Here is a 23,897-nt window from a genome sequence, read left to right as displayed (position 1 = left end):
CGCCGCCGCGGGTGGGTCAGCGGTCGATCGGGCGGGCCCCGAGGTGCTCCTTGAGCAGTGCCAGCGCGATGTCCTCACCGGTCCGGTGGTCGAGATTCTGCGGGCCGCTGCTGCGGGCCTCGTCGACCATCTCGTCCTCGGAGATCGGCGCCGCTGGCGGCGCGTCCGGTTCGCCGGGTTCCGGTTCGGGCTCCTCGGGCGGCGGCGGGATGTCGTCGTACCCGCTCTGCCCGCCACCGGATCGGCCCTCGGTACGTCCCTGGAGTCGACGCTCCCAGCCCCGGGGTTCGGTCTGCGGGGGCGCTCCGGAAGCCCCGCCGGCCGGGCCTGCCGCGCCTCCCCTGGCCGCCGGCTGATCGGTGGCGGGGGCTGCGCCACCTGCGGGAACACTGCCGGAGGTGCACTCGATGGTCCACTCGCCACCCACGACCTCGGTGATCGAGTCGGTGATGGCGGTGGCGTTGTGCGGCTGCGCCAGTCGCTTGGCCAACGGTGCGTAGTCGTGGACCAGGTGGATCATCCGGCCGTTGACCGCGGCCACGGTCGCGCCGGCGAGCATGACCTCGACGGTCCTGGTCCGCTTACGCACGGCATCACGGATGGCGGGCCAGGCACGGCGGATGTCCTCGGCCTCAAGACCCGCGCCTGTGCGCGCGTCGGCAGCAGCGGGAGCAGCGGAAGCCGACTCTGCCGGGGCCGGTTCTGTAGCAGGTGCCGCGGGCGGGGCGGGCTGCGGAGCGGCGCCCGCCTGAGGTGACTGCTCGGGCGTCTCAGGCTGCTGTGGCCGGGCCTGCTGCTCTGCCGGGAACTGCCCCGCAGCGGGCTGCTCGCGCCACGGATCGTCCGTCGGAGCAGACGGCGGTGCGGCCCCCTGCTCGGCCTGCGAAGCATCGGACTGCTCCTCAGCCGGCGCTGCCGCCGGGGATGCGTCGTGCGGAGTCTGGTGGTCGGCCTGCTGCTGCGCCACGGATTCGCCGGGAACCACCGGCGCCGCGGGGTTCGGAGCGGCAGCCGGCTCGGCCGCGGGCTCGGGACCCCGGGGCTCGGCGGACGGCTGTGGGGGCTCTGCCTGAGCGGCTGGAGCCTGCGACTCAGGAGCCCGGGGCGCCTGCGCCTGGCCCCGCGCCTGCTCTGCGGCAGGCTCGGGCTCGGGGCTCTGCGTAGCCGGAGCAGGCTCGGGACTCTGCGTGGTCGGAGCGGGCTCGGTCGCCTGCGCGACCGGAGCGGCAGGCGGCACAGGAGCTGGCGGAGTGGGAGTGGGCACCGCCGTCGGCGGGGTCACCGCAGCCGCGCCGGCCGCGGCATCGGCGGCCTGCTGCTGCGACCGGCGGACGAACTTCGGCCGGCCTCCGGCGGGAGCCGCAGCCCCCGCGGACTGCGCTACGGGCGGGTGACCGGCGGGCGCCGTGGCCGCGTTGTCGTCGTCAGGCCTCCCGCTCCCACCCGGGGCGGAACCTCCGCCACCACCGACACCCGCGGCGGCGGCCGGGGCACCTCCCCCTACGGCGGGCCGCCCGGCCTCGAGCGACTCGACTCGCTGGAGCAGCGCGGCCACGGAATCATCCGCCGACGGCAGCAAGAGCTTGGCGCAGAGGATCTCGAGCAACAGCCGCGGCGAGGTCGCCCCACGCATCGACGCCATCCCCTCGTGCACCATGTCGGCACAGCGGGCGAGCGTGGCGGGCCCGATGTTCTCGGCCTGGCGGCGCATCGTGTCCGCCTGCTCGACAGGCGCGTCGACGAGCCCGCGCTCGATGGCCTGCGGCACCGACTGCACCATGATCAGATCGCGCAGCCGCTGCAGAAGGTCGGCCGCGAACCGGCGCGGATCGTGTCCGGCCTCGACCACCTTGTCAACGGTCCGGAACAGCGTGGCCCCGTCCCCGGCCGCCAGCGCGTCCACGGAATCGTCGATGAGCGCGACCTCGGTGGCGCCCAGCAGCGCGACGGCCCGGGGGTAGGTGATTCCCTCGTCCCCGGCGCCGGCCATCAGCTGGTCCAGCACGCTGAGGGTGTCTCGCGGCGACCCTCCACCGGCCCGGATGACCAGCGGGAACACCGTCGGGTCGACGTTCACGCCCTCCTGCTCGCTGATCCGCTCGACCAGCCCGCGCATCGACGACGGCGTGAGCAGCCGGAACGGGTAGTGGTGCGTGCGCGAGCGGATGGTCGGCAGGACCTTCTCCGGCTCGGTGGTGGCGAAGATGAAGATGAGGTGCTCCGGCGGCTCCTCCACGATCTTGAGCAACGCGTTGAAGCCCGCGTTGGTGACCATGTGGGCCTCATCGATGATGAGCACCCGGTACCGCGAGGACGCCGGCGCGAAGAACGCGCGTTCACGCAGGTCACGCGTGTCGTCCACGCCGCCGTGGCTGGCCGCGTCGAGCTCCGTGACATCCAGGGTGCCGTTGCCGCCGGGCGCGAGCGCGATGCACGAATCGCACTCACCGCACGGGTCGGGCGTGGGCCCCTGGACGCAGTTGAGCGAGCGGGCGAGGATCCGCGCGGACGAGGTCTTGCCGCAGCCGCGCGGCCCGGAGAACAGGTAGGCGTGGTTGATACGACCGGAGGACAACGCCACCGAGAGCGGATCGGTGACGTGCTCCTGCCCCACGACCTCGGCGAACGAGGCGGGACGATACTTCCGATAGAGAGCCACGCCTAGAGGGTACCGAGGGGGTCTGACAACCACGATGGGGACGGCGACCGGGCCATGCGGCCGACGTGGCATGCGGGGAAATGACCGGAGGGGCCGCGCATGCGCAGCCCCTCCCGACGTCCCTCGCGCGGCGATAGGCCCCCTCAGACCCCGCGGCGCGGTTCCCGAACCGGATCATTGGCGCCGGCCCCTCGCAGCCCCTCAGCTGCACTCCGGCACCCGACCCGTGCGGCTCGGACGAGTTTGATACAACCAGACCGCCCCGAGGGGTTCAAGGCCTTCACCCTATTGACGACTGATCAACAATCGGGCCCCGCGGAGTTATCGCACGTCAAGACCGCAGACACCCGTCAGTCCCGGCACGGTTGATCTTTATAACGTGTCCCAGATCACCGGGCCGGAGATGCGCAGGTCACCCCGAGGGAGCCGACCTCTCACGCGAACTGACGCACCGACAACAGTTGGCCCCCGAACCGGTAACGATGCCGGACCGGTTGTTGCACGCGCCGGAGGACGTGGTTGTCGGGTCAGCCAGCAGCGCGGCAGGCGGCGAGCAGCACGCACAACCCCACGACATCCATCGCGGTCTCCACCTCCACCAGCGGCGGCAGGGTCGGCGCCAGGCGGATGTGGCGATCATCCGGATCGTTGCCGTACGGGTAGGCCGACCCGGCGGGCGTCAGGGCCACGCCGAGCTCCTTGGCCAGGCGCACGGTCTCGGTCGCGGTGCCGTCGACCACCTCGAGGTCGATGAAGTAGCCACCCTCGGGCATCATCCAGCTCGCGACGCCGTACTCACCGAGCCGGCGGGTCAGCGCGGCGTCGGCGGCCTCGAACTTCGGCGCGACGCTCTCGCGGTGCCTGAGCATGTGCGAGCGAACCCCGTCGGCGTCGCCGAAGAACCGGGCGTGCGCCAACTGGTTGATCTTGTTCGGGCCGATGGACCGGATCCCGGTGTGACCGAGGTACCAGTCGAGGTTCGCCCCGGACGAGGACAGGAACGACACGCCAGCGCCGGCGAAGGTGATCTTGGAGGTCGAACAGACCTGCAGGAAGCGATTCGGGTACCCGGCCTCGGCGGCGATCGTGTCGACGTCCGGCACCTTGGGGAAGTCGTTGGTGAGCGTGTGGACGACGTAGGCGTTGTCCCAGATCACGCGGAAGTCGGGGGCGGCGGTGGCCATACGGGCCAGGCGGGAGACCGTGTGGTCGTCGTAGACCGCGCCCGTGGGGTTGGAGAAGATCGGCACACACCACATGCCCTTGATCGACGGATCCTCGGCGACGAGCCGCTCGACCTCGTCCATGTCCGGACCGGTGGGACCCAGCGGCACCGGCACCATCTCGATGCCCAGCGCCTCGGTGATCCCGAAGTGGCGGTCGTAGCCCGGAACGGGACACAGCCAGCGCAGCTGCGGCTCGTCCTTCCAGGGCCGGAGAGAGTCGGGCGTGCCGAACAGCATCGCGAACGTCAGCAGGTCGTACATGATCGACAGGCTCGCGTTGTCCTGCGCGATCACCCGGTCCACATCCACGCCCAGCAGCTCGGCGAAAATCGACCGCAGCTCGGGCAGACCCGCACCGCCGCCGTAGTTGCGAACATCGGTACCGCCGGCCATGTGGTCGCCCTCGCCGGGCAGGGAGAGCAGGCGCTCGGACAGATCGAGCTGCTCGGGCGAGGGCTTACCGCGCGTCAGATCCAGACTCAGCCCTGTGGCCGCCAACTCGTCGAACTCCGAGAACAGTTGCGACTCGAGCTGGGCGAGATCGGCGGTGGAGAGATCGGACAGCGCCACGGTGGCCTCCGTCGGGTTCGGCAACTGGGGTGATGGTGGTGGCCTCTAGATATAAGGGGACCCCGCGCACCCGCCAGAGCCCGCTGACCCTTGCTGCCTTCCGGCCCTGGGGGAGTTCACAGGATGGACGCCGCGCGGGGTCCGTGGACGAGTCTAGCGGTGCGACCCCCGAGCCCGCACATGGCCCGCCCCGCGCCGCGCGCCGTCCCCCGTCCCCGCGCCGCCCGCGTCTCGCTCGCCGCGGGCGTGGTTTGCCTCGGATTAACCGGGCTGGGTAAAGTGCTCCACGGAGGATTCGCCTAGTGGCCTATGGCGCTCGCCTGGAACGCGGGTTGGGGTTTATAGCCCCTCAGGGGTTCAAATCCCCTATCCTCCGCCGCAGACGCGGCCCGGAGCTCTCGAGCCCGGGCCGCGTCTCTCATTTCGGGCCCACCAGCGTGATCGCCCCAGCATCCCCATCGATGTGGACCACTGCGTCCGCCGCGAGTCGGGCCGTCGCCGCCTCCACCCCGAGCACCGCCGGGATCCCCACCTCCCGCGCCACGATCGCCGCGTGCGAGAGCACCCCGCCCGTCTCCGTGATGACCGCCGCCGCGACGGTGAACAGCGGGGTCCACGCCGGATCGGTCTCACGGCAGACGAGCACGTCCCCCGGCCTCACCTGACGAAAGTCCGCCGGCCCCCGCACGTGACGGACACGTCCGGTGGCCGTCCCCGCCGCGCCGGCGACCCCGCGCAGCACATCCCGCTCCGGGCCCTGCGGCTCCGCGGCCGCCGCCGGCAACTCCGCGGTCACCGGCCGCGCCTGGAGGACCCGGATCCGGTCGCCTTCGAGCGCCCACTCCACGTCCCTGGGACCACCGAGCACCTGCGAGATCCGGACGCCGAGCCCGTGCAGCGTCCGCACGTCGTCGTCGCGGAGACACGGCCGGGCCCGGTCCGCCGCGGGCACCGGGGAGGTGACGATCCGCCCGCCGACCCGATCGCCACGTTCAGCCTTCGCCCCGATCCGACGAGCGAGTACGCCGGTCCCGTCGACGGTCCAGGAGTCCGGGGTCACCCGCCCGGAGACGAGCCCGTCGCCGATCCCCCACGTCGCCTCGATCACCGTGACCGCACCCGAGCCGCCGGTCACCCCGGGCCACGTGAACATCACCCCGGACACCTGCGGGTCGACCCACTCCTGCACCAGCACGGCCATCTCCCCAGCGTCCGTGCCCTCAGCGCTTCGGGCGCCCCCGTCACCGCGGGCCCCGCGCGCACGGTAGGCGACGGCCCGCTCGTTCCATGTCGACGCCCAGCACGCCCGGATCGCGTCGCGCACCCCGACGCGACCCCGCACGGCGAGCGCGCTGTGGTGCTGCCCCGCCGCCGAACTCCGGTCGGTGTCCTCCGATGACGACGACGAGCGCACCGCCACGCACCCCGAAGCCGATCGCCCGGTGAGACGGTCAAGCGCGCGGGCGATGGCGCCGTCGACCGAGGGAGGTAGCGCGGCGGCGAGGAGCTTCTCGCGGACCTCCTGCGGCGGCCCGGCGATGCCGAGACCGGCGACCGCGTCCCGGAAGACGGACACGGGGACCACGAATCCGGGTGGGACGTCGAACCCGGCACGCAGCAGTTCCGCCAGCGGCGCCGCCTTACCCCCGACCTCCGGGCCGCAGGCGGCATCGAGGTCGACCACGGCAGAGCTCACCGGCGCTCCCGCCCCAGCCCGGACACGAAATCCTGGTGGAGTTCGGCCCAGACCGTGTGGCACGACAGGGTGCCGACGCCGGCGATCGCGTCGTCGATGCCGTCCCGGGCCCGCGCGGCGGCGGCCCCGAACTGCCGGGGATAGCGCCCGTACCGCGGCACCGCGGGTACGAGCCGGACAATCAGCTCGTCGAGTTCCAGGTAGAGCTCGTCGAGTTCTGCGACCGTGCGGCCCCGCGCCGCGACCCGGCCGGCGGGCGTCGCCAGCTGCCATTCGGTGACCGTGCGCACCATCCGGGGATTGACCCGCTCGAATTCCGCCGCGCCCTCCTCGACGAGCTGACGCACTCCGGGCACCGACATCTCGTCGGCGTGCAGCGCCGCGTCGCGCCCACGGCCCTGCTCGGTGAGGACCCAACCGCCGGATCCGGCGAACTCCACGAACTCGACCAGGCCCTGACGCTCCAGTCCGCGAAGGGCCTCCTCGGCGGTCGGCCCGGGGAGCATCGCCCGCTCGCCGACCTGGGCCGAGGAACTGAATCCTCCGAGCCTGACGGCGTGCAAAACCGGGAAGTCGGCTGCGCCCGTCACCCGCCCACCTCGTTCGCCCGATCGCTCACCCGACGGAACCGCTGCTGCGCGGCCTGTGGTGTGCGGACCCGCAGCTGGCGCGCGATGTCCGGCCAGGTCAGCCCTTCTGCGCGTGCGATGAGGATCAGCGCGGACTCGAGGGCGTCCAGATCCTCACGTGCGGTCTCGATCAGGGCGAGCGCGGCGCGGATGTCGTCATGTGAGGCCTGGCCCACCGCGGAATTGGCGTGGCGGACTGCGAAGCGCAGCAGCGTCACGTCGTCGGGCGCCGCCCGGTGCGGCTGCCACGGTTGTCGCGGCAGCGCGTCAGCCCCCGCGTCGAGCAGCTGCTGCCGCGCCACCTCCACCGTCGTGGCCTCGTCCGTCTCGCCCCTGGAATCCATACACCCACGTTGGGGCATCAACGCCTCATTGTCAACAAGTCGTTGAGATGGTGGTACGGGCCCGGGTGCGAGCCCGGCCGAGTTGCACGCCCTCCCGACCCGCAACCCGGCTCCGGCGCGCGCCCACCTCGGTAGCATTACGACCGTGACGGAGACCACGGCCCCGGACGTCGCGCTTCGCGTGCTCGTCTACAGCAACGACGCCAGTACCCGCGGCCGCGTCATCTCCGCCCTGGGCACGCGCCCGCACCCGGATCTGCCGCGACTGGACCACGTCGAGGTGGCCACCTCCCCGGCCGCGATCGCCCACCTGGACGCCGGCGGGGTCGATCTGGCGATCCTCGACGGCGAGGCCGCCCCCACCGGCGGCCTGGGCCTGGCCAAGCAGCTGCGCGACGAGCTCGACAACTGCCCGCCGATCCTCGTCCTGATCGGCCGTGCCGACGACCGCTGGCTCGCGGACTGGTCCCGCGCGGACGCCTCCGTCGCCCACCCGATCGACCCACTGACGCTGCGCGACACGGTCAACGGCCTCCTCACCGGGTCCCGACCGCACCCCTGACACGCGGTCTGCCCGAAGTGCCGACACCCGTCGAAGCTATGTGAGTAGAGTCACAGTCAGTGACCGGTGAGAACCGGATCACCGGGGAGACGGGGCCCTGGAGAACCCACCACGACAGGCCGCCCGGACCCCCTGCGGTTGCAGGAGAGGTGTGCCCACAGGCACGCCCTCGACCAGGCGCGAGGGAGTGACACCGACGTGAACGAGTATGTGCCCATTCTGGTCCTCGGGGGCCTGGCCGTCGCGTTCGCCGTGTTCTCGTCGTTCGTCTCGTCACTGGCGGGGCCGAGCCGCTTCAACCGGGCCAAGGTCGAGGCCTACGAGTGCGGCATCCAGCCCACCCCGCAGCCGGCGGGCGGCGGCCGTTTCCCGGTGAAGTACTACCTCACCGCGATGCTCTTCATCATCTTCGGCATCGAGATCCTCTTCCTGTACCCGTGGGCCGTCTACTTCGACGAACTGGGCCTGTTCGGCCTGGCCGCGATGGCCCTGTTCGTCGTCAACGTCTCCGTCGCCTACGCCTACGAGTGGCGCCGCGGCGGGCTGAGCTGGGACTAGCCGGCAGCGTCCGCGACACGCGCGGAAGCACGCGAGATACAGGAGAGGAGCACGGCCATGGGACTCGAGGAGAAGGTGCCGGCCGGGTTCCTGCTGACCACGGTCGAGCAGCTCGCCGGATACTTCCGCAAGGGGTCGCTGTGGCCGGCCACGTTCGGGCTGGCGTGCTGCGCGATCGAGATGATGGCCACCAGTGGCGGCCGCTACGACCTGGCGCGTTTCGGCACGGAGGTGTTCCGCGCCTCGCCGCGCCAGGCGGACCTGATGATCGTCGCGGGCCGGGTGAGTCAGAAGATGGCCCCGGTGCTGCGCCAGGTATACGACCAGATGGCCGAGCCCAAGTGGGTGCTGGCGATGGGCGTGTGCGCGTCGTCCGGCGGGATGTTCAACAACTACGCGATCGTCCAGGGCGTCGACCACATCGTGCCCGTCGACATCTACCTGCCCGGCTGCCCACCGCGCCCGGAGATGCTCATGCACGCCATCCTCACGCTGCACACCAAGATCGAGTCGATGCCGCTGGGCGTCAACCGGGTGGAGGCGGTGAAGGCCGCCGAGCAGGCCGCCCTGGACGAGCGCCCGTTGATCCCGGTCGAGGGGATGTTCCGATGACGGACAACCCGGACCGCGGCGACCCACCGGAGCTCCGTGACGCGCCCGACCGACGTGGTGTACCCGGCCGCCGCGACGCCCCCTCTACAACCGGTGAGTTCGCGGTGCCCGATGCGCACCGCGCCGGGCCGGAACTGGTCGGCGAGCGCCGCGGCATGTTCGGCGTCCGCGGGTCGGGGGACACGTCGGGGTTCGGCGGCCTGGTCCGCCCGACGGCACTGCCGGGCGGGTCGGAACCGCCGTATGAGAACGACGACGACAACGCTGTCATCGAGGGCCTCACGGCAGCCCTGCGGCAGCAGGGTGGGCCGGGCTTCGACGAGGCCGTCGAGCGGGTCGTGGTCCACGCCGGCCAGCTGACCCTGCACGTGGTGCGGGAGCACCTGGCGACGGTGGCGCGGACGCTGCGGGATGATCCGGAGCTGCGGTTCGAGATGTCGCTGGGCGCCAGCGGGGTGCACTACCCGGACGCCACCGGCCGCGAGCTGCACGTGGTGTATCCGCTGCAGTCCATCACCCACAACCGCCGCGTGATGCTGGAGACCAGCGCCCCGGATTCGGACCCGCACGTCCCGTCGCTGACCCGCGTGTATCCCACGACGGACTGGCACGAGCGGGAGACCTACGACTTCTTCGGCGTGATCTTCGACGGTCATCCGTCGCTGACCCGGATCGAGATGCCGGACGACTGGGAGGGCCACCCGCAGCGCAAGGACTACCCGCTGGGCGGTATCCCGGTGCAGTACAAGGGCGCGACCGTACCGCCGCCGGACGAGCGGAGGTCGTACTCATGAGCACCGACCGCACCCGCGCGCACCGCACCCGCCGCTCCGCCGGCCCGGGCAGCGATGCCTCGGACACGATCCTCACCGCCTCCGGGCAGGACTGGGACGCGATCAGCGCGGCCGCGCGCAATGCCGACGACGACCGCATCGTGGTCAACATGGGCCCGCAGCACCCGTCGACCCACGGGGTGCTGCGGCTGATCCTCGAGATCGAGGGCGAGACGGTCACGCAGGCCCGCTGTGGGATCGGCTACCTGCACACGGGGATCGAGAAGAACCTTGAGTTCCGCTACTGGACCCAGGGCGTCACCTTCGTCACCCGCATGGACTACCTGTCGCCGTTCTTCAACGAGGTGGCCTACTGCCTCGGGGTGGAGAAGCTGCTCGGGATCACCGACCGGGTCCCCGAGCGGGCGTCGGTGATCCGGGTGATGCTCATGGAGCTCAACCGCATCGCCTCCCACCTGGTCGCGGTGGCCACGGCCGGCATGGAACTGGGCGCCACCACCCCGATGCTGTTCGGGTTCCGCGATCGCGAGCTGATCCTCGACGTGTTCGAGGTGATCAGCGGGCTGCGGATGAACCACGCCTACGTCCGGCCGGGCGGGGTGGTGCAGGACCTGCCCGACGAGGCCGTGCCCATGGTCCGCGACCTGCTCGAGGTGCTGCCGGGGCGGATCCGCGAGATGGAAATGCTGCTGCGGGAGAACCCCATCTGGAAGATGCGGTTGTCCGGCATCGGCTACCTGGACCTGACCGGCTGCATGGCCCTCGGCGTGACGGGCCCGGTCCTGCGCGCGACCGGCCTGCCGCACGACGTGCGCCGCTCCGACCCCTACTGCGGCTACGAGAACTACGAGTTCGACGTGGTCACAGGGTCTGCCAGCGACTGCTACGACCGATTCGTCATCCGCATCGACGAGATGAAGGAGTCGTTGAAGATCGTCGAGCAGTGCCTGGACCGGCTCGCCCCCGGCCCGGTGATGGTCGACGACCCCAAGATCGCCTGGCCCGCCCGGCTCAAGGTCGGCCCCGACGGCCTCGGCAACTCCCAGGAGCACATCCGCCACATCATGGACAACTCCATGGAGGCGCTGATCCACCACTTCAAGCTGGTCACGGAGGGATTCCCCGTGCCGCCCGGCCAGGTGTACGTGCCGGTCGAGTCGCCGCGCGGCGAGCTGGGCGTGCACATGGTCTCCGACGGCGGCACCCGCCCGTACCGGGTGCACTACCGCGACCCGTCGTTCACCAACCTGCAGGCCGTCGCCGCCATGTGCGAGGGCGGGATGATCGCCGACGTGATCGCCTCCGTGGCCAGCATCGACCCCGTGATGGGAGGGGTGGACCGATGAGCACTCCGCAGCAGTCCCGCGGCGAGCCGGTGTTCCTCCAGTTCGGCCGCCTGCCCGACGAACCCGGCGAGGTCGTCCGGCCGGACGCCCGCCGCGCGTACCCCGCCGACGTGCGGGGCCGCCTCCGGGCCGACGCCGATCAGATCGTCTCCCGGTATCCGCAGGCCCGCTCGGCGCTGCTGCCGCTGCTGCATCTGGTCCAGGCGGAGGACGGGTACCTGACCCCGGCCGGGATCGAGTTCTGCGCCGTCGTCGTCGACCTCTCCCCCGCCGAGGTCATGGCGGTGGCCACCTTCTACTCCATGTACCGACGCACGCCAACGGGCGACTACCTCGTCGGGGTGTGCACCAACACCCTCTGCGCGGTGATGGGCGGCGACGAGATCTACGCCGACCTCGCCGACCACCTGGGCCTCGACGGGCCCGGCACCACCGACGACGGGCGCGTCACGCTCGAACGGATCGAGTGCAACGCGGCCTGCGACTACGCGCCGGTGGTGATGGTGAACTGGGAGTTCTTCGACGACCAGACGCCCGAGGAGGCGCGGCGCGTCGTCGACGACCTGCGCGCCGGCAGGACCGTGACGCCCACGCGCGGCGCCCCGCTGTGCACGTTCCGGCAGACCTCCCGGATCCTCGCCGGCTTCCCCGACCCCCGCCCCGGCGCGAACGACGGCGCGCCCGGCGAGGCCACCCTGGCCGGACTGCGCATCGCGCGCGAGCACGACATGCGCGCGCCCGAACCCGGCGGGCCCACACGCGACGACACCGCCCCCACCCCGGACGAGGAGGCCTGACATGGCACTCGCGCCGTACCTCAGCCGCTACTGGGACGCCCCGTCCAGCTGGACGCTGGATACCTATCTCGCGCACGACGGCTACGCGGGCCTGCGCGCGGCGCTGGCCACCGATCCCGACGCGGTGACCTCCACCGTCCTCGACGCCGGCCTGCGCGGGCGCGGTGGCGCCGGCTTCCCGACCGGGCGCAAGTGGAGCTTCATCCCCCAGCAACCGGACGACGGCCCCGCGGACCCCGACGGGCCGGCAGCCAAGCCGCACTACCTGGTGGTCAACGCCGACGAGTCCGAGCCCGGCACCTGCAAGGACATGCCGCTGATGCTGGCGACGCCGCACGTGCTGATCGAGGGCGTGATCATCGCCGCGTACGCGATCCGCGCCTCGCACGCGTTCATCTACCTGCGCGGCGAGGTGGTGCCGGTGCTGCGGCGGCTGCAGGCCGCGGCGGCCGAGGCATACGAGGCCGGTTACCTCGGCGAGAACATCCTCGGCAGCGGGTTCGACCTGGAACTGGTCGTCCACGCCGGGGCCGGGGCCTACATCTGCGGCGAGGAGACCGCGCTGCTCGACTCGCTCGAGGGGCGGCGCGGCCAGCCCCGGCTGCGGCCGCCGTTCCCCGCCGTCGAGGGCCTCTACGCCTGCCCCACCGTGGTGAACAACGTCGAGTCCATCGCGAGCGTGCCGTCGATCCTGCAGCACGGGCCCGAGTGGTTCCGGTCGATGGGCTCGGAGAAGTCGCCCGGCTTCACCCTGTACTCGCTGTCGGGGCACGTCACCCGGCCCGGGCAGTACGAGGCGCCGCTGGGCATCACGCTGCGTGAGCTGCTGGAGCTGGCCGGCGGGATCCGCGAGGGACACACCCTCAAGTTCTGGACCCCGGGCGGCTCGTCGACCCCGATCCTCACCGACGCCCACCTGGACATGCCGCTGGACTACGAGGGCTGCGCGGCCGAGGGCACGATGCTCGGCACCAAGGCGCTGCAGATCTTCGACGACACCACGTGCGTCGTGCGGGCGGTGCTCCGGTGGTCCGAGTTCTACGCCCACGAGTCCTGCGGCAAGTGCACGCCCTGCCGCGAGGGCACCTACTGGCTCACGCAGATCATGCAGCGGCTCGAGGACGGCACCGCGAGGGAAGACGACATCGAGAGGCTGCTGGACATCTCCGACAACGTCTTCGGCAAGTCGTTCTGCGCCCTCGGCGACGCCGCGGCCACCCCGATCATGTCGTCGATCCGCCTGTTCCGCGACGAGTACCTGGCCCACATCCCCGGCGGCTGCCCGTTCGACCACCGTCGCTCCACCGTGTTCGCCGATCGCGCCACCGCCGGCGCCGGGGAGGTGCCCCGATGACCCCGCCCGCTGACGAGCAGGTCACGTTGACGATCGACGGCCGCGAGGTGTCGGTCCCCAAGGGCACGCTGATCATCCGGGCCGCCGAGCGGATGGGCGTGGAGATCCCCCGCTTCTGCGACCACCCGCTGCTCGAGCCCGCCGGGGCGTGCCGTCAGTGCATCGTCGAGGTGGAGGGCGCGCCGAAGCCGGTCACCTCGTGCACCACCCCGGTCACCCCGGACATGGTGGTGCGCACTCAGGCCACGTCCGAGGTCGCCGACAAGGCGCAGCGCGGCGTGATGGAGCTGTTGCTGATCAACCACCCGCTCGACTGCCCGGTCTGCGACAAGGGCGGCGAGTGTCCACTGCAGAACCAGGCCCTGTCCAGCGGGCACGCGCTGTCGCGGTTCACCGAGGTCAAGCGCACGTTCCCCAAGCCGCTGTCCCTGTCCTCGCAGGTGCTGCTCGACCGCGAGCGCTGCGTGATGTGCGCGCGCTGCACGCGCTTCTCCGAGCAGATCGCCGGCGATCCGCTCCTCGACCTGTTCGAGCGCGGCGCCCAGCAGCAGGTCGGCGTGTACGGCGAGGAGGGCTTCGAGTCCTACTTCTCCGGCAACACCGTCCAGATCTGCCCGGTCGGCGCCCTCACCGGCGCCGCCTACCGGTTCCGCGCCCGCCCCTTCGACCTGGTCTCCAGCCCGGCCGTGTGCGAGCACTGCGCGAGCGGCTGCGGCCAGCGCACCGACCACCGCCGCGGGAAGGTGCTCCGCCGCCTGGCCGGCAACGATCCCGAGGTCAACGAGGAGTGGAACTGCGACAAGGGCCGCTGGTCGTTCACCTACGCACGCGCTCGTGATCGCCTCACCACGCCGATGATCCGCGGCGAGGGCGGCGGCCTGGTGCCGGTGCCCTGGTCGACCGCGCTGGCGGTCGCCGCGGAGGGGCTCGCCGCGGCCCGCGGCCGGACGGGAGTGCTGGCCGGCGGGCGACTGACGGCCGAGGACGCCTACGCGTACGCCAAGTTCGCGCGGGCCGTCCTGAACACCAACGACATCGACTTCCGGGCCCGCCACCACAGCGCCGAGGAGGCTGATTTCCTCGCCGAGCGCGTGGTCGGCCGGGCGCCCGGTGGCGGCCCGCCGGCCGCGGTCACCTACTCCGATCTCGAGACGGCCCCGGTCGTCCTGCTCGTGGGTTTCGACCCGGAGGAGGAGTCGCCGATCGTTTTCCTGCGGCTGCGCCGCTGCGCCCGCGACCTCGGCCTGCCGGTGTTCGCTATCGCGCCCTTCGCCTCCCCGGCGGTGCTCAAGACCGATGCCACCCTGCTGCCGACCGTCCCCGGCGTCGAGCCACAGGTCCTCAACGCACTCGCCGCCGCCGAACCAGACCACGACGTGCTCTCCACCCTGCTGCGCCGGCCCGGCGCGGTGATCATGGTCGGCGAACGCCTCGGCGCGATCCCGGGCGGCCTGCCCGCCGCGGCCGCGCTCGCCGACGCCACCGGCGCCCGCCTGGCCTGGGTCCCCCGCCGCGCCGGCGAGCGCGGTGCCCTCGAAGCCGGGTGTCTGCCGGGCCTGCTGCCGGGAGGCCGGCCCGTGACCGACGCCGCCGCCCGCCACGCGCTCGCGGAGCTGTGGCGTTGCGACGAGCTGCCCACCGCTCCCGGCCGCGCCACCACCGAGCAGCTCGAGGCCGCCGCCGCGGGCGAACTCGACGCGCTGCTCATCGCGGGGGCCGAGGCCGCGGACCTGCCCGACCCGGCCGCCGCCCTCGCCGCCGTCGAGTCCGCCGGGTTCGTGGTGAGCATCGAGCTGCGCCGAAGCGAGATCACCGACCGCGCGGACGTGGTCCTGCCCATCGCGCCCACCGCCGAGAAGTCCGGCACCTACCTGACCTGGGAGGGCCGCCCGCGCCCGTTCGCCGCCGCGCTGACCGGCACCGATGCGATGCCCGATCTGCGTGTCCTCAATGCCCTCGCCGAGGAGACGGGCGCCTGGTTCGGCCTGCAGGACGTCGAGTCCGCACGCCGGGAGATGGCCGCCGTGCGCGAGGCCCTCAGCCCGGCATCCGCGCGCGCAGATGCACAGGCGCGCACCGATGCCTCGCAGCCGCACGCCGGCACCGCTCCAGAACGAGGGCAGGCCGTGCTGGCCACCTGGCGGATGCTCCTCGACGCCGGCCGCCTCCAGGACGGGGAGCCGCATCTGGCCGGAACCGCGCGCCGCCCGGTCGCGCGGATGTCGCCGGGCACCGCGGCCGAGATCGGGGCCGTCGACGACCAGCCGGTGACCGTCTCGACCGACCGCGGCGCGATCACCCTGCCGCTGGCCGTCACCGAGATGCCGGACCGCGTGGTGTGGCTGCCGCAGAACTCGCCGGGCTCGGCGGTGGGCGTCACGCTCGGGTCGGCCGCCGGCGACCTCGTGGACATCGCGGCCGGAGGCGACACGCCGGACGACACCGCCGGGGAGGGGGCGTCATGACCCGCCCGCACCTGCTCGCCGCGACCGGCTCGGAACTCGCGACGACGAGCGCCGACCTGACCGCGTTCGGCACGGACCCGTGGTGGCTCGTGCTGGTCAAGGTGCTCGGGGTGTTCGTGTTCCTGGTGGTGACCGTGCTCGCGGCGATCTACCTCGAGCGCAAGATCCTCGCCTGGATGCAGATGCGGATCGGCCCCAACCGCGTCGGCCCGTTCGGCATCCTGCAGAGCCTGGCCGACGGCGTGAAGATCGCCCTCAAGGAGGGGCTGATCCCCAAGGGCGTCGACAAGCCGATCTTCCTGCTCGCCCCGGTCATCGCGGTGATCCCGGCATTCATGGCGTTCGCCGTGATCCCCTTCGGACCGGAGGTCTCGATCCTCGGCCACCGGACCCCGCTCCAGCTCACCGACCTGCACGTGGGCGTGCTCTACATCCTCGCCGTGACCTCGATCGGCGTGTACGGGATCGTGCTGGCCGGCTGGTCGTCCGGCTCCACGTACCCGCTGCTCGGCGGCCTGCGGTCCACGGCCCAGGTGATCAGCTACGAGATCGCCATGGCGCTGTCCTTCGTGGGCGTGTTCCTGTTCGCCGGCACCATGTCCACCTCGGGGATCGTCGACGCGCAGTCGCGGGTGTGGTTCGTGTTCCTGCTGCTGCCGTCGTTCTGCATCTACGTGATCTCGATGGTCGGCGAGACCAACCGCGCCCCCTTCGACCTGCCCGAGGCCGAGGGTGAGCTCGTGGGCGGCTTCCACACCGAGTACTCGTCGCTGCGGTTCGCGATGTTCATGCTCGCCGAGTACGTCAACATGACCACGGTCTCCGCCCTCGCCGCGACCCTGTTCCTGGGCGGCTGGCGGGCCCCGCTGCCGTTCTCCCTCCTCCCCGGCGCCGACTCCGGATGGTGGGCGCTGTTGTGGTTCGTCATCAAGGTGTGGGGCTTCCTGTTCGTGTTCATGTGGCTGCGCGCCACCCTCCCGCGCCTGCGCTACGACCAGTTCATGGCCTTCGGCTGGAAGGTGCTCATCCCCGTCTCCCTGGCCTGGGTGATGGTGGTGGCCGCCATCCGGGTAATCGTCGGCCCGGAGTCGGCGCTGCTGACGCCCGCCATGGTGATCGCGGGACTGGCCGCGGTGGCCGTCATCGTCGTCGTCAGGCGTGTCCTTTCCCGACGCGGCGCCGCGCACGACGGCCCCCGACCCGGCCCGGCCACCTCCTCCGTCGGCTCCGGCGCCTCCGACCCGTCCCCGTTCGACCCGACCTCATTCGACCCGGCCCCGTTCAACCCCACCGCCGGCGGCTTCCCCGTCCCCCCGCTCCCCCACCAGCGCTCCGCCACGCCGCCGACCAAGGAGGCCCGCCATGCCTGAGGTGCCCAGGTTCCTCGAGCCCCTCGCCGGGTTCGGGGTGACGTTCGGGACGATGTTCAAGCCCGCCCACACCGAGCAGTACCCCGAGGAGAAGGTGCCGGTCGCGCCCCGCTACCACGGGCGACACCAGCTCAACCGGTACGCCGACGGGCTCGAGAAGTGCATCGGCTGTGAGCTGTGCGCGTGGGCGTGCCCGGCGGATGCGATCTTCGTCGAGGGCGCGGACAACACCGCCGAAGAGCGCTACTCCCCCGGCGAGCGGTACGGACGGAACTACCAGATCAACTACCTGCGCTGCATCGGCTGCGGGCTGTGCGTCGAGGCGTGCCCGACCCGCGCGCTGACCATGACGAACGACTACGAGATGGCCGACGACAACCGCACCGACCTCATCTACACCAAGGACGACCTGCTCGCGCCGCTGCGCACCGGCATGGTCCCGGCGCCGCACGACCTGTACCCGGGCGCCGACCACGGCGACTACTACCGCGGCGAGATCACCGGCTCCGCGCCCGAGCAGGGCGAGCCGTACGACGGGGAGGCGAGCTGATGTCCGGCGGCGAGTCGGTGCTGTTCTGGGTCCTCGCGGTGATCGCGGTGGCCGGGGCGCTGGGCGTGGTCTCGGCGACCAAGGCCGTCTACTCGGCGCTGTGCCTGGCGGCGACCATGGTGTCGCTGGCGGTGATGTACATGGCGCAGGGTGCGGTGTTCCTGGGGGTGGGGCAGATCGTGGTCTACACGGGCGCGGTGATGATGCTGTTCCTGTTCGTGGTGATGCTCATCGGCGTGGAGTCCTCGGACTCGCTGGTCGAGCGGATCCGCGGGCACCGGGTCGCGGCGATCGTGGCGGGGCTCGGGTTCGGCATCCTGCTGGCCACCGGCCTGGCGCGGGCGCAGCTGGGGCCGTTCGCCGGCTTCGGGCCCGACCATCAGGACGTGCCCGCACTCGCCGAGTTGCTGTTCACGCGGCACGTGTGGGCGTTCGAGCTGACCGGCGTGCTGCTCATCATCGCCACTCTCGGCGCCATGGTGCTGGCGCACCGCGAGCGGTTCACCGGCCGGCTGACCCAGCGACAGCTGTCCGAGCAGCGGTTCCTCGACTGGCAGCGCGACGACTCCGCCCGCGTCACCCCGCTGCCCAGCCCGGGCGTGTACGCGCGGCGCAACGCCGCCGACCAGCCCGCCCGACTGCCCGACGGCTCCGACGCCCCCGACTCGGTCAGCGACGTGCTGCGCCGGCACAGCGATCGTGCGGCGGCCGGCGGCGAGCTGGAGTCCGGCGAGGCGGGCGGGTCCGGCGCCGGCGAGGCGGCCGGGCCCCGCGCGCGGGGCCGCCGAGGCGGTGCGCGGCGATGAGCCCCGAGTATTACCTCTACCTGTCCGCGATCCTGTTCACGATCGGCGCCGCCGGCTTCCTGCTGCGCCGCAACGCGATCGTGGTCTTCATGTGCATCGAGTTGATGCTCAACGCCACCAACCTCGCGCTGGTGACGTTCGCGCGGATGCACGGCGACGTCACGGGCCAGGTCATCGCGTTCTTCGTCATGGTGGTCGCCGCCGCGGAGGTCGTGATCGGGCTGGCGATCATCATGTCCATCTACCGTTCGCGCAGGTCGGCGTCGGTCGACGACGCCGACCTACTGAGGTACTAGGGGGACGACGACGATGACATCCACCGCCCTCGCGCACACCCTCGCGCCGGCCGTCGCCGACCCCGCCCTCTGGCTCGTCCCCGCATTGCCCCTGCTCGGCGCGGTACTCCTGCTGCTGATCGGGCGACGCGCGAACGCATGGGGGCATCTGCTCGCGTGCGCGGTCGCGCTGGCCGCCTTCGCGGTGGCGCTGTGGCAGTTCGTCGAGATGACCGGCCGCGGTGCCGGCGAGCGGGCCGCCACCCAGACCCTGTTCACGTGGATCTCCGTGGGCGAGCTGCACGTGGACTTCGGGCTGCGGCTGGACCAGCTGTCGATGGTGTTCGTGCTGCTCATCACCGGTGTGGGCCTGCTGATCCACATCTATTCGATCGGCTACATGGCCACCGATCCCGCGCGGCGTAAGTTCTTCGCCTACCTCAACCTGTTCCTCGCGGCGATGCTGCTGCTGGTCATGGCGGACAACTTTCTCGTCCTGTACCTGGGCTGGGAGGGCGTGGGCCTGGTCTCGTACCTGCTCATCGGGTTCTGGCAGCACAAGCCCTCCGCCGCGACCGCGGCCAAGAAGGCGTTCCTCGTCAACCGCGTCGGCGACATCGGACTGGCCATCGCGCTGTTCGTCATGGTCACCCAGCTGGGCACGCTGAGCTACGAGGGCGTGTTCGCGGCCGTCGACGGGCCGGCCAGCACAGTCCTGGTCACGGCGCTCGGGCTGCTATTGCTGGTGGGTGCGTGCGCCAAGTCGGCACAGGTGCCGCTGCAGTCCTGGCTCGGCGACGCGATGGAGGGCCCCACCCCGGTCTCTGCGCTCATCCACGCAGCGACCATGGTCACCGCGGGCGTCTACCTCATCACCCGCGCGAACCCGATCTTCGACGCCGCCCCCACGGCCCGGACCGCGGTGATCGTCGTGGGCGCGGTGACGCTGCTGTTCGGCGCGATCGTCGGCTGCGCGAAGGACGACATCAAGAAGGTGCTGGCCGCCTCCACCATGAGCCAGGTCGGCTACATGGTCATGGCGGCCGGCTTCGGCCCCGCCGGGTACGCGCTGGCGATCATGCACCTGCTAACCCACGGTTTCTTCAAGGCCGGGCTGTTCCTCGGCGCCGGCTCGGTGATGCACGGGCTCGACGACGAAGTGGACATGCGCCGCTACGGGGCCCTGCGCGCGGTCATGCCCATCACCTTCGTCACATTCGGCCTGGGGTACCTGGCGATCATCGGCGTCCCGCCGTTCGCCGGCTTCTACTCGAAGGAGGGCATCATCTCTGCCGCGTTCGACCTGGGCAGCACGGCGGGGGCGGGCTCGGTCGGCGGCTACCTGCTCGGGGCGCTCGCGCTGCTCGGCGCCGGACTGACCGCCTTCTACATGACCCGCGTGATGATCCTGACCTTCTTCGGTCCCAAGCGCTGGCACACGGAGGCCCACCCACACGAGTCGCCGCCGGTGATGACCGGGCCGATGATCGTGATCGCGATCGGCTCGGTGCTCGCGGGGTTGGTGCTCGCCATCGGCGGCCGCCTGCAGGACTGGCTGGCCCCCGTTGTGGGCGAACACCACGCCGCGCACGTCCTGCCGGTGTGGCTGGTCACCACGCTGTCGCTGGTCGTGGTGGCCCTCGGTGTGGCGGTGGCGGTCGTTCTCTACGGCCGCAGAGCCGTCCCGGTGACCGCGCCCGAGGGCTCCGCGCTCACCCGGGCCGCCCGGCGCGACCTCTACGCCGACGACCTCAACGAGTCGCTGTTCATGCGGCCCGGCCAGGCGGTCGTGGCCGGCACGGCCGTCGTCGATCGCACCGTTGTCGCGGGCGCGGCCACCGGGGTCGCGGCGGCCGTCGGGGACGCCTCCGCCCGCGGGCGCCTCCTGCAATCCGGACTCACCCGGACCTACGCCCTGTACATGCTGGCGGGCGCCGGCCTGGTGATCGCGGCCATGCTCGTGGGAGGTGCCCTGTGACCGGCCCCGGACTGCTCACCGCCCTGTGGCTGACGCCCCTGATCGGCGCCATTGTCGTCGTCGTCCTGCCCCGGGGAGCGACCCGCGCGGCGAGGCCCCTCGCCCTGCTCGCCTCCCTCATCGCACTCGGCCTGGCGGTCGCCGTGGCGGTCGGCTTCTCACCCGGCGGCGAGCGCTACCAGTTCGTCGAGTCCCGGCCGTGGATCTCCGCGTTCGGCGCCACCTACTCGCTCGGCGTGGACGGCGTGGCACTGGTCATGGTGCTGCTCGCGACCGCGCTCATGCCGTTGCTCCTGCTCGCCGGGGGGCGCGACGCCGGCGGGCCCGACAGTCGGCGCGCGCAGGCCTACCCCGCGCTCATGCTGGCCACGCAGGCACTCGCGCTCGTGACGTTCCTCAGCCTCGACGTATTGCTGTTCTACGTGGCGTTCGAGGCCATGCTCATCCCGCTGTACTTCCTCATCGGCATGTTCGGCGGCGGCTCGGACGACGGGGCGGAGCGGGCGCGCGCGGCGGTGCGGTTCCTCATCTACAACCTGCTCGGCGGGCTGGTCATGCTGGCCGCGGTGATCACGCTGTATATGTACACTTCGTGGTCCGGGATCGGACCCGACGGGGGCGGCACGTTCGACTACCGGCTCATCACCGCCGCCGTGGCCGACGGCAGCCTCTCGATCCCGCCCGGTGCGATGCTGTGGCTGTTCGCCGGGTTCACGCTCGCGTTCGCGATCAAGGCGCCGCTGTGGCCCTTCCACACCTGGCTGCCCGGCGCCGCGGTGGCCGCCACGCCCGCCTCGGCGGTGCTCATGATGGCGGTGATCGACAAGGTCGGCACCTTCGCCCTGCTGCGCTACAGCCTCCCGCTGTTCCCCGAGGCCGCGCGGACCGGGGCACCCGTGCTCATCACGCTCGCGGTGATCAGCATCATCTACGGCGGACTCATGGCGATCGCCCAGACCGACCTGCTGCGGCTCATCGCGTACGCGTCGATCTCGCACTTCGGGTTCATCGTGCTGGGCATCTTCGCCGGGACCGAGCAGGCCGCCGCCGGGTCGACGCTCTACATGGTCAACCACGGGCTGGCCACGGCCGCGCTGTTCCTCGTGAGCGGGTTCCTCGTGCGGCGGCACCGGATGCGCGAGATCGCCTACTACGGCGGCTTGCAGCAGGTGGCGCCCGTGCTGGCCGGGGTATTCCTCATCGCCGGGCTGGCCACGCTGTCGCTACCGGGGCTCGCGCCGTTCATCAGCGAGTTCCTGGTGTTCGTCGGCACGTTCGGTCCGTACCCCGTGGCCGCCGTGCTCGCCACCGCGACCTTCGTCCTGGCCGCGGTCTACATCCTGTGGACCTACCAGCGCGTGATGGGTGGGCCCGTTGCGCCGGGGCTCGAGTCGACCCGCGACCTGAGCGTCCGCGAACGGGTGGTGCTGGCGCCGCTCGTGGTGGCACTGGTCGCGCTGGGCTTCTACCCGCAGCCCGCGCTGGACGTGATCGATCCGGCGGTCGCCGCGACCGTCGCCCACGTGGAAGGTGCCGCCCGATGACCCCGGACATCGACTACCAGGCCGTCCTGCCCCTGCTCATCGTGCTGGGCACGGCGATCGTCTCGGTGCTCGTCGAGGCGTTCGTGCCGGCACGGGCCCGGTACGTCACCCAGCTGGCGCTGTACCTCGGCGGGCTCGCCGTCTCGCTGGTCGCGGTGCTGCTGCTCGCCGGCACGCAGGTCGTCACCGCCGAGGGCGCCGTGGCCGTCGACGGGCCGGCGCTGTTCCTGCAGGGTGCGACCGTGGTGGTGGCTCTCGGTGCCGGGCTGCTCATCAGCGAACGCGGCCGGGCCGGCGTGGCGACCGCTTCCGGACGGGTGGGCGCGGGCGCGGTGTCGGCGTTGTCGTCGTCATCGTCTCCCGGAACACGCGCGGGCACCTCCCGCGGGCCCGTCCTCGCCGGCTTCGCGCCCCAGGCCGCGCTGGCGCCGGGCGGCGACAACGAACGGGCCGCCGAGCGCGCCGGCGTCACCCAGACCGAGGTGTTCCCGCTGGTGCTGTTCGCCACCGGCGGCCTCATGCTGTTCCCCGCCGCGAACGATCTGATCACGCTGTTCATCGCGTTGGAGGTGTTGTCGCTGCCGCTGTATGTGCTGTGCGGGATGGCCCGACGACGACGACTTCTCTCGCAGGAGGCGGCGCTCAAGTACTTCCTGCTCGGGGCGTTCTCGTCGGCGATCTTCGCCTACGGCATCGCCATGATGTACGGCTATGCGGGGACCGTCGACTTCGACGGGATCGCCGCCACCGTGCGGGCCGAGGGCGGCAGCACCCTGGCGCTGATCGGGGTGGCGCTGATGTCGGTGGGGCTGCTGTTCAAGGTCGGCGCCGCGCCGTTCCACAACTGGACCCCGGACGTGTACCAGGGGGCGCCGATCTCGATCACCGCCTTCATGGCCGCAGGGACCAAACTGGCCGCGTTCGGGGCGATCCTGCGGTTCTTCTACGTGGCCGTGCCCGGGCTCGAGTCGCAGTGGGTGCCCGTGCTGTGGGCCGTGGCCGCGCTGACGATGGTCGTGGGCACCGTGGTGGGCGTGACGCAGAACGACGTCAAGCGGCTGCTCGCGTACTCGTCGGTGGCGCACGCCGGCTTCCTGCTTACGGGGATGGTCGGCGCGCCGGCCGCCGGGACTACGGCGCTGCTGTTCTACCTCGCGGTGTACGCGGTGAGCACGGTGGGGGTGTTCGCGGTGGCCGGGTTGGTCCGCGATCCCGAGGGCGCCGAGATCACCGACCTGCGCTCGTGGGCGGGGCTCGGGAGGCGGCAGCCGGCGATCGCGGGGGCGTTCGCGGTGCTCCTGCTGGCGCTCGCCGGAATCCCGCTGACCAGCGGCTTCATCGCCAAGTTCGCGGTGTTCTCCGCCGCGGTCGACGCCGGCGCGGTGTGGCTCGTGCTGATCGGTGTGCTCTCCAGCGCGATCGCGGCGTCGTTCTACGTGCGCGTGATCGTGGTGATGTTCTTCCGCGAGACGCCTGGTGGGGCGGGTGCGGGGGCTCCCGCGGGCGCGGGGGCCGCGCAGGCGTACTCGGGCGCGGCGGCCGCGCACGGGGATGTGGACGCGGCGGCGGGGTCTCCCGACGTGGCGTTCGCGCAGCGGCCGGCCACCCTCGCGGTGGTGGGTGTGTCGGTGGCGGTCACGCTGGTGCTCGGGGGCGTCCCGCAGCCGCTGTTGGACCTCGCCGGCGCGGCCTCGGCGTTCGCGTTCGCCGGCTGACCGGACCGCCGGCTGACCGGACCGCCGATCGTCGAGTGGTCTGACCC

The 23,897-nt window shown here is 71.8% G+C and carries 20 protein-coding genes, 1 tRNA gene and 1 other RNA gene; 16 read left to right on the top strand and 6 right to left on the bottom strand.

The features are described from left to right. Nucleotides 1-16: 16 nt before the first annotated feature. From ACWIE7_RS10125 to ffs, 3 genes are all read right to left on the bottom strand, one after another. A complete protein-coding gene (locus tag ACWIE7_RS10125) occupies nucleotides 17-2,659 on the bottom strand; it encodes a DNA polymerase III subunit gamma and tau (protein ID WP_454069198.1) in 2,643 nt (880 codons plus the stop codon). A gap of 527 nt (nucleotides 2,660-3,186) precedes the next feature. Next, nucleotides 3,187-4,455 (bottom strand): aminotransferase class I/II-fold pyridoxal phosphate-dependent enzyme, encoded by a 1,269-nt coding sequence (locus tag ACWIE7_RS10120; RefSeq protein WP_454069209.1) that lies wholly within the window; start codon nucleotides 4,453-4,455, stop codon nucleotides 3,187-3,189. Nucleotides 4,456-4,506: 51 nt separating this feature from the next. After that, an RNA gene (gene ffs / locus ACWIE7_RS10115) (signal recognition particle sRNA small type) lies at nucleotides 4,507-4,601 on the bottom strand. A gap of 142 nt (nucleotides 4,602-4,743) precedes the next feature. On the opposite strand from ffs, the gene ACWIE7_RS10110 reads away from it, so the two are divergent. After that, a tRNA-Ser gene (locus tag ACWIE7_RS10110) sits at nucleotides 4,744-4,831 on the top strand. 42 nt (nucleotides 4,832-4,873) lie between these two features. Here ACWIE7_RS10110 and ACWIE7_RS10105 read toward each other — a convergent pair. The 3 genes from ACWIE7_RS10105 to ACWIE7_RS10095 are packed head-to-tail and all read right to left on the bottom strand — an operon-like array spanning nucleotide 4,874 to nucleotide 7,124. Further along, on the bottom strand, nucleotides 4,874-6,151 hold the full coding sequence (locus tag ACWIE7_RS10105) for a PEP/pyruvate-binding domain-containing protein (RefSeq protein ID WP_454069197.1): 1,278 nt from the start codon (nucleotides 6,149-6,151) through the stop codon (nucleotides 4,874-4,876). Beyond that, nucleotides 6,148-6,741, bottom strand: a complete 594-nt coding sequence (locus tag ACWIE7_RS10100; protein WP_452100099.1) for a hypothetical protein — start codon at nucleotides 6,739-6,741, stop codon at nucleotides 6,148-6,150. The genes ACWIE7_RS10105 and ACWIE7_RS10100 overlap by 4 nt, the downstream gene beginning before the upstream one ends. After that, entirely contained in the window at nucleotides 6,738-7,124 is a 387-nt protein-coding gene (locus tag ACWIE7_RS10095) for a hypothetical protein (protein ID WP_452100100.1), read from the bottom strand. The genes ACWIE7_RS10100 and ACWIE7_RS10095 overlap by 4 nt, the downstream gene beginning before the upstream one ends. 145 nt (nucleotides 7,125-7,269) lie before the next feature. On the opposite strand from ACWIE7_RS10095, the gene ACWIE7_RS10090 reads away from it, so the two are divergent. The 15 genes from ACWIE7_RS10090 to nuoN all read left to right on the top strand — a co-directional run bounded on the left by ACWIE7_RS10090 (nucleotide 7,270) and on the right by nuoN (nucleotide 23,850). Next, entirely contained in the window at nucleotides 7,270-7,686 is a 417-nt protein-coding gene (locus ACWIE7_RS10090) for a hypothetical protein (RefSeq protein ID WP_452100101.1), read from the top strand. A 198-nt stretch (nucleotides 7,687-7,884) separates the two neighbouring features. Further along, nucleotides 7,885-8,244 (top strand): NADH-quinone oxidoreductase subunit A, encoded by a 360-nt coding sequence (locus ACWIE7_RS10085; protein WP_230931109.1) that lies wholly within the window; start codon nucleotides 7,885-7,887, stop codon nucleotides 8,242-8,244. 57 nt (nucleotides 8,245-8,301) lie between these two features. Beyond that, nucleotides 8,302-8,856: a NuoB/complex I 20 kDa subunit family protein gene (locus ACWIE7_RS10080; protein ID WP_230931110.1), complete on the top strand. Its 555-nt coding sequence runs from the start codon at nucleotides 8,302-8,304 to the stop codon at nucleotides 8,854-8,856. A 155-nt stretch (nucleotides 8,857-9,011) separates the two neighbouring features. Next, a complete protein-coding gene (locus ACWIE7_RS10075; RefSeq protein WP_454069208.1) occupies nucleotides 9,012-9,650 on the top strand; it encodes an NADH-quinone oxidoreductase subunit C in 639 nt (212 codons plus the stop codon). Then, the gene (gene nuoD / locus ACWIE7_RS10070; RefSeq protein WP_454069196.1) at nucleotides 9,647-10,996 is read left to right on the top strand and encodes an NADH dehydrogenase (quinone) subunit D; all 1,350 of its coding nucleotides are present in this window, start codon (nucleotides 9,647-9,649) and stop codon (nucleotides 10,994-10,996) included. Before ACWIE7_RS10075 ends, nuoD begins: the two co-directional genes overlap by 4 nt. Continuing rightward, nucleotides 10,993-11,793 carry an NADH-quinone oxidoreductase subunit NuoE gene (gene nuoE / locus ACWIE7_RS10065; protein ID WP_454069195.1) on the top strand — a complete coding sequence of 267 codons (801 nt, stop codon included), beginning with the start codon at nucleotides 10,993-10,995 and terminating at the stop codon, nucleotides 11,791-11,793. The genes nuoD and nuoE overlap by 4 nt, the downstream gene beginning before the upstream one ends. A gap of 1 nt (nucleotide 11,794) precedes the next feature. Then, on the top strand, nucleotides 11,795-13,147 hold the full coding sequence (nuoF, locus tag ACWIE7_RS10060) for an NADH-quinone oxidoreductase subunit NuoF (protein WP_454057877.1): 1,353 nt from the start codon (nucleotides 11,795-11,797) through the stop codon (nucleotides 13,145-13,147). Continuing rightward, nucleotides 13,144-15,612 carry an NADH-quinone oxidoreductase subunit G gene (locus ACWIE7_RS10055; RefSeq protein WP_454069194.1) on the top strand — a complete coding sequence of 823 codons (2,469 nt, stop codon included), beginning with the start codon at nucleotides 13,144-13,146 and terminating at the stop codon, nucleotides 15,610-15,612. The genes nuoF and ACWIE7_RS10055 overlap by 4 nt, the downstream gene beginning before the upstream one ends. Next, nucleotides 15,609-16,982 (top strand): NADH-quinone oxidoreductase subunit NuoH, encoded by a 1,374-nt coding sequence (gene nuoH, locus ACWIE7_RS10050; protein WP_454069193.1) that lies wholly within the window; start codon nucleotides 15,609-15,611, stop codon nucleotides 16,980-16,982. The genes ACWIE7_RS10055 and nuoH overlap by 4 nt, the downstream gene beginning before the upstream one ends. 1 nt (nucleotide 16,983) lies before the next feature. After that, the gene (gene nuoI, locus ACWIE7_RS10045; RefSeq protein WP_452100123.1) at nucleotides 16,984-17,532 is read left to right on the top strand and encodes an NADH-quinone oxidoreductase subunit NuoI; all 549 of its coding nucleotides are present in this window, start codon (nucleotides 16,984-16,986) and stop codon (nucleotides 17,530-17,532) included. Continuing rightward, entirely contained in the window at nucleotides 17,532-18,338 is an 807-nt protein-coding gene (locus ACWIE7_RS10040) for an NADH-quinone oxidoreductase subunit J (protein ID WP_452100107.1), read from the top strand. Before nuoI ends, ACWIE7_RS10040 begins: the two co-directional genes overlap by 1 nt. Next, nucleotides 18,335-18,634: an NADH-quinone oxidoreductase subunit NuoK gene (gene nuoK / locus ACWIE7_RS10035; protein ID WP_230931117.1), complete on the top strand. Its 300-nt coding sequence runs from the start codon at nucleotides 18,335-18,337 to the stop codon at nucleotides 18,632-18,634. Before ACWIE7_RS10040 ends, nuoK begins: the two co-directional genes overlap by 4 nt. Nucleotides 18,635-18,647: 13 nt before the next feature. After that, the gene (nuoL, locus tag ACWIE7_RS10030; protein WP_454069192.1) at nucleotides 18,648-20,591 is read left to right on the top strand and encodes an NADH-quinone oxidoreductase subunit L; all 1,944 of its coding nucleotides are present in this window, start codon (nucleotides 18,648-18,650) and stop codon (nucleotides 20,589-20,591) included. Then, nucleotides 20,588-22,135 carry an NADH-quinone oxidoreductase subunit M gene (locus ACWIE7_RS10025; protein ID WP_454069191.1) on the top strand — a complete coding sequence of 516 codons (1,548 nt, stop codon included), beginning with the start codon at nucleotides 20,588-20,590 and terminating at the stop codon, nucleotides 22,133-22,135. Before nuoL ends, ACWIE7_RS10025 begins: the two co-directional genes overlap by 4 nt. Beyond that, a complete protein-coding gene (nuoN, locus tag ACWIE7_RS10020) occupies nucleotides 22,132-23,850 on the top strand; it encodes an NADH-quinone oxidoreductase subunit NuoN (RefSeq protein WP_452100110.1) in 1,719 nt (572 codons plus the stop codon). The genes ACWIE7_RS10025 and nuoN overlap by 4 nt, the downstream gene beginning before the upstream one ends. The last annotated feature ends 47 nt before the right edge of the window (nucleotides 23,851-23,897 follow it).

The organism is Dietzia sp. NPDC055343, from assembly GCF_053645265.1.
Note: the sequence above shows the minus strand (reverse complement) of the source record. Positions and strands in the feature narration are given on the sequence as shown.